This window comes from Roseiarcus sp. (assembly GCF_052145395.1).
GTDB lineage: Bacteria > Pseudomonadota > Alphaproteobacteria > Rhizobiales > Beijerinckiaceae > Roseiarcus.
Window position 1 is genome coordinate 1 of sequence record NZ_JBKQOT010000594.1, and the last position, 8,360, is coordinate 8,360.

Genomic DNA, 8,360 nt, shown 5'->3' on the forward strand with positions numbered 1-8,360 from the left:
GTCGCGCAGGTGTTGGTCGGTGTCGTCATCGATCGTAATCGCATAGCGCTCGCCAACCTGAAGAGGCTTTGCGACCAGCACCTGGCCGGCCGGTACAAACTCGAAATCATCGACCTCTTGCAACATCCGGAGCGGGCCAAAGCTGACCAGATCGTCGCGATTCCGACCCTGGTGCGACAATTGCCCCCACCCTTGAAGCGAATCATGGTGATCTTTCGAACAGGGAGCGTGTTATCGTCGGGCTCGAGCTCGATCCAGCCGGATCATAGGAGGGCGACTTGAGCGCGGCCTTCGACGACGAGCAATGCGCCGACCAGTTTCGACTTTGTCTTTTTGTCTGCGGCGCGACTCCCCGGTCCATGCGCGCCATCGCAACGGTGCGGAAGCTTTGCGACGCGAAGCTAACAGGACGCTACAGCCTGGAAATCGTGGATATCTACCGCAATCCGGCGGCGGCGCGCGAGCACCAGATCGTCGCCCTGCCGACCTTGCTCAAGCTCGCGCCGGTTCCGAAACGCCTTTTCATTGGCGATATGTCGGATAGCGCGCCGCTTGCGGCCGGTTTGGGACTGTCGAGTTGACCGATGAACGATCGGCCCGAGACTCTTGGCAACCCGCTGAGTTCCTTCGCGCCGACCGGCAAGGCTGCAGAGGAGACTCTGGACGCTATTGTCCTCGGCGAGGCCGATGCGGTCGTCATCGAGACCAGCGACGGACCGCGCATCTATACGCTTCGCGACGCCAGCGAGCCCTACCGCGAGCTTGTCGAGCGCATGCCGGGCGCGGCGACCGTGCTCGATGCAGAGCATACGATTACGTACTGCAACGGCGGACTGGCGCGGATGCTCGGCCGCGAGGTGGCCGGACAGAATTTTCTCGACCTCGTGACGCCGGCGCAGCGCGGCCTTGCAAGAGGGTTGCTGGCCGCAGGGCTCGAATCGCACACCGCGGCCGAGATGGCGTTGATCCACGACAGCGGCGCACGAACGCCCGTGCGGGTCTCCGCCGGTCCGATTTCTTTCGACGCCCGTCCTTGCGTGGCTCTGGTGGTGACCGCCCTTGACGACATTGAAGCGCTCAAGGTCTCGGCCGCAGAATTGAAGGAAAGCGAACGTCGCTTTCGGACAGCGCTGGCGAACTCGCGAGTCTCGGTGTTCGAGCAGGATTTGGAGCTTCGCTACACGTGGATGTACAATTCCCGTCTTGGGTTAAAGGGCGAAGAGATCATTGGGAAGACCGACGCGGAGATCATGGACCCGGTTTGCGCCGCCAATCTGACGGCGATCAAGCGGAGCGTGATCGAAACCGGCCAGCCGTCCCGACAGGAAGTGGCCGCGGCGCCCCCAGGCGCGCTACTTGAATATTATGACCTGTTCGTCGAACCGCGTTATGGCGACGTCGGAAAGATTATCGGCGTCACTTGCGCCGCGACCGACATTACTGCGCGCAAGAGAAGCGAGGAGCAAGCCCTTAAGGGCGCCGCCCTATTGAGGACGGTGATCGAGGCAACGCCCGATCTCGTTTGGGCCAAGGACACCGAGGGACGCATCATTCTTGGCAATCAAGCGACCTTCGATCTTCTCGGCGAAGGCGATTCCAAAAAAGTGTTGGGCTTGAGCGCACGCGAACTCGTTCCCGTTCCGGAATTCGCTCAACGCATGCTCGATAACGACGCCCGCATCATGGCGAGCGGGCGCACGGATACCGTGGAAGAGTCGTTCGGGCCCGCGGACCGGCCCTTGATCTTCCAGGTCGCCAAATCGCCGCTGCACGACGGCGCTGGAAAGGTTGTGGGCCTCGTCGGCGTGTCGCGCAACGTCACCGAGGCGAAAAAGGCGGCGGACGCCCTGCAACGCAGCGAGCAGCGTTTCCGTCTGGCGACGGAGTTAAGCAAGACCGTCGCCTTCACTTTTGATCGCGATTTGCGCTGCACCTGGGTGCACGGCACCCAAACCGGATTTGGCGACGTTGCGATCCTCGGAAAGACTCTTGATGAGTACTTTGCTGCAGAGAGCGCTGACAGGCTTGTCAGTTTGTATCGCCGGGCGTTGGAGGGCGCCGTCATCCGCGAAGACGTCACCTTGCTAAGTCTCGCGGGCTCGACGCCGCAGGTTTTCGACGTCTTTGCCGAGCCGCTGCGCAACGCGCGCAATGAAATTATCGGGATCATCGGCGCGGCGAACAATATCACCGAGCGCAAGCGCGTTGAAACGGCGCTGCGAGAGAGCGAGGAGCGATTTCGGATCGCCCTCGAGGCTTCGGATCTGGGCGCGTGGGACATCGACCTCGCCACAGGGAAAGCGACGCGGTCCCTGCGCCACGATCAAGTATTCGGCTACGAGACGCTGCAGCCGGAGTGGTCGCCCGAAATCGCGGCGCGACAAATCGTGCCGGAAGATCTGCCTGTGTTCCGCGAGGCGTTTGCACGCAGCGAGCAGACGGGCCGGCTATCCTTCGAAGCGCGCGTCCGTTGGCCGGATGGCGGCATCCACTGGATCGACGCAAACGGGGCCGTGATCAATGACCAGGAGGGCCGTGTCGTCCGGATGACTGGCGTCGTCGCCGACATCACCAAGAGAAAACGCGCCGAGGAGGCTCTGCGCGACAACCAGCAACGCAGCCAATTGGCCACCGAAGCGAGCGGCGTCGGCATCTGGGAGTGGAACATCGCCACCGACGCGATTTGGTGGGACCCGCAGATGTTTCGGATCTACGGGATCCCGCAGACGGAAGACGGCTACGTAAACTACGCGATCTGGGCGTCGTCCGTCTTGCCCGAGGACTTGGCCGCCCAGGAGGTTCTCTTGCGAGAACACGCTCGCCAGGGCGGGATCAATCGCCGCGAGTTCCGGTTGCGGCGCAAGGACAACAGAGAAACGCGCGTCATTCAGGCCGTGGAGACGACCCGGACCAATGGGCAGGGGCAGGTCGAATGGGTTGTGGGCACAAATCTCGACATCACCGACCGCAGACTCGCCGAAAAGCAACTGGCGGAGAGTGAAGCACGGTTCCGCGCGGCCCAGGAGGCGTCTCTCGATGCTTTCTTGATCTATGAACCGATCAAGGGCGGCGGCGGGCGGATCGTCGATCTCAAGGTCGTCTACGTCAATCCGAAGGCCGCGGAATTTTGCCTCAGCACGCCCGAGCAAATGCTCGGCCAGCCGATCAGTCAAACGATCCCCGGCGCGAAGCTTGCCGGCGGGCTCATTGCACAGTACGGCCGGATCATCGAAAGCGGACGAGCCCAGGAATACGTCCTCGATTATGACGCCGACGGCATCAAGGCCCATTTCCTCAATTTGATCGTTCCGTTCGGGCCCTACGCAGCCGCCACTTTCCGCGACATCACCGCGCAGGTCGAATCCGCGAATAGCCTCGCGGCCGCCAAAGCCGAGGCCGAACGCGCCAGCGAGGCCAAGTCCAAATTTCTGGCGGCGGCCAGCCACGACCTTCGCCAGCCGGTGCAGTCGTTGATTCTGCTGTCTGGCCTGCTCAAGCGCAAAATCGCCAGCGATCCAAAACTCGTCGAAATCATCGGCGCAATGGAGTCGGCGGTACACGGGCTGAACGTTCTGCTTGCGGGCATTCTCGACATTTCCCGTCTCGACGCGGGCGTGGTGGCGCCCGAGATGCAACCTGTCGATGTGGGGCTGCTGATCGAGCAGATGAGCGAGGAATATCGCGAGAGGGCGTCGAAAAAGAGCCTGAGGCTGCTTGCGAAGCCGCGCGCCGTATGGGCTAGCAGCGATCCCGCGCTGCTGCAGCGGGCGATGCGCAATCTTATCGAGAACGCGCTGAAATACACTGCCATGGGCGGAGTCCTCATCGGGGCAAGGATTCGCGGGGAGCGCGTGCGCATCGACGTCGTCGATACCGGCGTTGGCGTCCCGGCCAACCATCGGCGGAAAATCTTCGAGGAATTCTACCAGGTTCATAACCCCGGCCGCGTCCCCGAAGAGGGACTCGGCCTGGGCCTCGCCATCGTTTCCCGTATCGCGGGTTTGTTGGGCGCCGAGGTGCAGATGGCCTCGCGAGTCGGGCAGGGATCGCGCTTCTCGCTTCTGTTGCCATTGGATCGCGAAGGCGTTCCGACTGCGGCGCCCGAACCGGCGTCCGCTGGCTTCCACGGCCGGGTCCTGCTTATCGAGGACAATTCGATCGTACGCTTCAGCATCGCCGCTCTGCTGGGCGACTGGGGCTGCGCGCACATGTCCGCCGCGACCGGCGAGGAGGCCTTGGATCTCGCGGGGGCGGAGCGCTGGCGTTTTGACGCGATCATCGCCGATCAGCGGCTCGGCGGACCCCTTACAGGCGTCGCGACGTCAAAGGAAATCGAGCGTCGAGCCGGGAGGCCAATCCCCACCATCGTGCTGACCGGGGACACCGCCGTCGAGCGCATCGCGGAAATGGACGCCAGCGGCTTCATCGTCCTGCACAAGCCGGTCGACGCGGAAAACCTGCGACGCGAACTGGAGCGCCTGCTCAGCAGTCGGTAGCGTGATGTGTTGGCGCCGGTCAGCAGGACTCAACCTCTGGCCATGGCCGGCCATACCGACGCCGCCCAACGAATGGCCGCGCCTTGCACGCTGCCGTCGTCCAGCCGGGGCGACAAGCGCTTGATTTTGACCTCTACGACGCTTCCTCCCCCGGCGGCGCTTCTCGCAAAAACTCCGCGGCCATCGCGCGCGTCACTCGCCGGCCGCGCGACAGGGCCTCGCGGTCGAGCGCGGCGACGATCTCGCGCGCTGCGGCAAGCGACCGCTCGATGCGCGGGGCGATGAAGGCCACGACCCGCGGCTCGACCTGCAACTGACGGTCGCTGAAAAGTTTGAGCAGGACCGCTTCGGTCAGCTCGACGTCCGGGGCGCCGAGGCGAACGAGCGGCGCGAGGCGCAGGCGCGACAAAACGTCCGGGGTTTGCAGGCCCCAGCCGTCCGGCGCCGCGCGCGCGGTGATGAGCGCTGAGCTCTGGTTTTGCACGGCGGCGTTGACGATATGGAAAAGGAGCGCCTCGCCTTCGCCAACCCTGTCGGCGTCCTCGATCAGAACGGCCGGGCTTTCGGCGCACGCCTTGATCTCCGCCTCGCCCAATCTGTCCGCCGGGACCGTGATGGCCGCGGCTTTCCTGGCCCAGAGCGCCGCGAGATGGCTCTTCCCCGATCCCTCCGGCCCGACGAGCAGCAGCATGCGGCTGGTCCAGTCCGGCCAGCGGGCGATCGCGTCGAACGCCTCTCGGTTCGAGGGGGCCGGCAAGAAATCCTCAGGCGCGAAGCTCGGCTGATGCGGCCAGTCGAGCGTCAGCTGGCGCGGCGGCGCGATCATTTTCCCTCTTTGGCCGCGCGGCCGAGGTAGAAGGGGCTGGCGAGATAAAGCCCGATGAGGTGCCGCACGATGACCCCGATCGCCGCCGCCGCGGGCACGGCGATGACGAGGCCGACGAAGCCGAACAGCTGGCCGAACGCGAGCAGCGCGAACATCAGCCAGACCGGATGAAGGCCGACCGATCCGCCGACCAGTTTCGGCGAGACGACATAGGCTTCGAGAAACTGGCCGGCGACCACCACCGCAAGCGCCAAGAAAAACAGCTTCAGGCTCGGCCAGCCCTGAACCAGCGAGACCGCGATCGACAGGACGAGCGCGGTCAGCGAGCCGACAAAGGGGATGAAACCCAGAACGCCCGCGATGGCGCCGATCAGGAAGCCGAAGTCGAGCCCGATCAGCGTCAGGCCGATCGCGTACCACAGGCCGTCAAACAGGCAGACCAGCGACTGGCCGCGGATGAAGCCGGCCAGCGCGCGATCGATCTCGCGCGCGATCTTGCGCAAGCTGTCGCGATGGTCGAGCGGCAGCCAGCCGTCGATCTCGGCGATCATCCGGTCCCAGTCGATCAGGATGTAGAAGGCGACCACCGGCGTGATGATCATCAGCGAGAAGAAGCTGAAGACCGCGGCGCCGCCGGACACGAGCCCGCGCAGAGCATTGACCAGCCATTGCGCGCCCTGGGCGACGAAATCGCCGATCGTCTTCTGGATCTGGCCCGACGAGAACTGCTCACCCAGGCCCAGCGTGTTGATCCAGCCGCCGAGGTACTTGTCCGCGAGCGCCGCGCCCTCGTCGAGCGCCAGCGCCTGCAGCTTCACGATATAGCCGGGAAACTTCTGGGCGAAGGCGACGAGCTGGTTGCCCAGGATCGGCGCGACCACGATGAGGGCGAGCGAGAAAGTCGCGGCAAAGACCACGAGAATGATCAGCGCGGCGCCGAGGCGATTGAGGCCCAGCTTCTCCATTTTGCCGACCAGCGGGTCGAGGAGATAGCCGAGCGCGATCCCGGCGGCGAAGGGCGCCACAATCGAGCCGAGCAGATGCAGGAGAAAGCCGAGAACGCCGAGGAGGAGGCCCCAGAACAGGATTTGACGCTCGACGCTCATGAGTTCGCGCTCATGAAGGGGCGCTGTCCGCGCCGGTCGGCTGAATGAGGTCCCACTTGCCCCCCCAAGGATCCGCGAAAACGGCGACGGTTCCATAGCGCTCGCGGCGCGGCGCTTCCAGAAACCGGACGCCCCGCTCCGTCAGAGCCTGATAGTCTCTCTCGAAGTCGCTGGTGAAAAGGAAGGCGCCGACCCGGCCCCCGGTCTGGTCGCCGACGCGCGCGTTGCCGATCGTCGCCCGGAACGGCGAGGACGATCGTCGCGCCCGCGCCTCCGGCCGGCGCGACCACGACCCACCGTTTGCCGCGGTCGAGGGGCGTGTCCTCGACGACGGTGAAGGCGAGCGCGTCGCGAAAAAACGCGAGCCCGGCGTCGTAGCTCGGGACCAGAAGGGTGAAGGCGCCGACGCTTTGGGTCATCGCCGGTTGTCCTGGCGCGTCATGTGATCGAGCCAATGAGCGACATAGACGCCGCCCGAGGCGACCGTGGTGGCCGCGACGGTCCATTCCAGGTAGGTCTGCGCCGGATGGGGATCGACGCCGTAGGCGCGCGTGCCCAGCGCGAAACCGGCAAGCCCGATCTGGGCCGCCGTGTTGAGCTTGGACTCCCAGACCGGCCGGATTTCCACAGGCTTGTCGAGCAGCCAGGACACCATGACGGCAACGACGATCATCACGTCGCGCGAGACGACGGCGATGGCGACCCAGGCCGGCAGCGCGGCGTAGATCGCCAGGGAAACGTAGATCGAGTTCAAGAGCGCCTTGTCCGCGAGCGGATCGAGATAGGCGCCGAGCTCCGTACGCAGATTGAAGTTCCTCGCGATGAAGCCGTCGACGGCGTCCGACACGCCCGCGAGCAGAAAAATCAGGAAGGCCGGAAGATACCGCTCGGATACGATCATCAGGACAGCGACCGGCGTCATCAGCATCCGCGCCAGGGTGATGAGATTCGGAATATTGTTGGTGAGCTGAGAGAAATTCATGAATCTCCGCCGTGCCCGGCGCCGTCGGCCGCCGCCGCGATGCGAAGACGTGCGCCATCGGACATTGCGCCTGCTTCCCCGATCCTCCGCCTGAACCGCCCCGTTGCTGCACGCCAGAGGGCGTCGGACGCTAACATGACAAGGCGCAGCTTGGGAAACCGGGCGTTCCGTTCCGCTTGCGCCAAAACAGCCGAGCGATTACCCCGTCCCGGGAGCCCTGTTCCTGGAGCCGCGATGTCCGACAGCCGAAAACCTCTCACCTACGCGGACTCTGGGGTCGACATCGACGCCGGCGCCCGCCTCGTGGATCGGATCAAGCCGCTCGCGCGCGCCACCCGACGGCCGGGGGCGGATGCGGAGCTCGGCGGGTTCGGCGGCCTGTTCGATCTCAAGGCGGCGGGATTCGTCGACCCCATCCTCGTGGCGGCCAACGACGGCGTCGGCACCAAGGTGAAGATCGCCACCGAGAGCAGGATCTACAACACGATCGGAATCGACCTTGTGGCGATGTGCGTCAACGACATCGTCGTCCAGGGCGCCGAGCCGCTGCTGTTTCTCGACTATTTCGCCGCCGGCAGGCTCGATGAGGCGGTCGCCGCGGCCGTCGTCAAAGGGATCGCCGGGGCTTGTGCGGAGTCCGGCTGCGCGCTCGTCGGCGGCGAGACGGCGGAAATGCCGGGCCTTTACGCCAAGGGCGATTTCGACCTTGCCGGCTTTTCGGTGGGCGCGGTGGAACGCGGATTGGTGCTGCCCAGAAGCAGTGAGATGAATTCCGGCGACGTGCTGATCGGCGTGGCCTCGTCGGGTGTGCATTCTAATGGCTATTCCCTGGTGCGCAAGCTGGTGGAGAAAAGCGGGTTTGCCTGGGACGCGCCCGCGCCTTTCGCGAAGAACGCCAAATTGGGCGAAGCGCTGATGACGCCGACCCGGCTTTATGTGAAGAGCGCACT

Annotated in this window: 7 protein-coding genes and 1 pseudogene; 4 read left to right on the forward strand and 4 right to left on the reverse strand. The window is 64.7% G+C overall.

Going from position 1 to position 8,360, the window contains the following annotated elements; translation table 11 throughout:
• The first annotated feature begins 9 nt into the window (after positions 1-9).
• From ACLP25_RS20475 to ACLP25_RS20485, 3 genes are read left to right on the forward strand one after another with little or no spacing between them, the layout of a single operon-like run.
• The gene (locus ACLP25_RS20475; protein ID WP_442471001.1) at positions 10-282 is read left to right on the forward strand and encodes a circadian clock KaiB family protein; all 273 of its coding nucleotides are present in this window, start codon (positions 10-12) and stop codon (positions 280-282) included.
• Positions 279-581: a circadian clock KaiB family protein gene (locus ACLP25_RS20480; protein ID WP_442470995.1), complete on the forward strand. Its 303-nt coding sequence runs from the start codon at positions 279-281 to the stop codon at positions 579-581. Before ACLP25_RS20475 ends, ACLP25_RS20480 begins: the two co-directional genes overlap by 4 nt.
• Before the next feature lie 3 nt (positions 582-584).
• Positions 585-4,496: a PAS domain-containing protein gene (locus ACLP25_RS20485; RefSeq protein WP_442470996.1), complete on the forward strand. Its 3,912-nt coding sequence runs from the start codon at positions 585-587 to the stop codon at positions 4,494-4,496.
• Between the two features lie 133 nt (positions 4,497-4,629).
• Here the strand turns inward: ACLP25_RS20485 and ACLP25_RS20490 are convergent, their stop codons facing one another.
• The 4 genes and pseudogenes from ACLP25_RS20490 to ACLP25_RS20505 form a co-directional block, all read right to left on the reverse strand.
• A complete protein-coding gene (locus ACLP25_RS20490) occupies positions 4,630-5,322 on the reverse strand; it encodes a hypothetical protein (protein ID WP_442470997.1) in 693 nt (230 codons plus the stop codon).
• Positions 5,319-6,428 (reverse strand): AI-2E family transporter, encoded by a 1,110-nt coding sequence (locus ACLP25_RS20495; protein WP_442470998.1) that lies wholly within the window; start codon positions 6,426-6,428, stop codon positions 5,319-5,321. The genes ACLP25_RS20490 and ACLP25_RS20495 overlap by 4 nt, the downstream gene beginning before the upstream one ends.
• Before the next feature lie 10 nt (positions 6,429-6,438).
• A pseudogene (locus ACLP25_RS20500) lies at positions 6,439-6,847 on the reverse strand (VOC family protein).
• Positions 6,844-7,410 (reverse strand): CDP-alcohol phosphatidyltransferase family protein, encoded by a 567-nt coding sequence (locus tag ACLP25_RS20505; RefSeq protein ID WP_442470999.1) that lies wholly within the window; start codon positions 7,408-7,410, stop codon positions 6,844-6,846. The pseudogene ACLP25_RS20500 and the gene ACLP25_RS20505 overlap by 4 nt, the downstream one beginning before the upstream one ends.
• Before the next feature lie 234 nt (positions 7,411-7,644).
• On the opposite strand from ACLP25_RS20505, the gene purM reads away from it, so the two are divergent.
• A partial coding sequence (purM, locus tag ACLP25_RS20510) for a phosphoribosylformylglycinamidine cyclo-ligase (protein ID WP_442471000.1) occupies positions 7,645-8,360 on the forward strand: 716 nt, incomplete at its 3' end.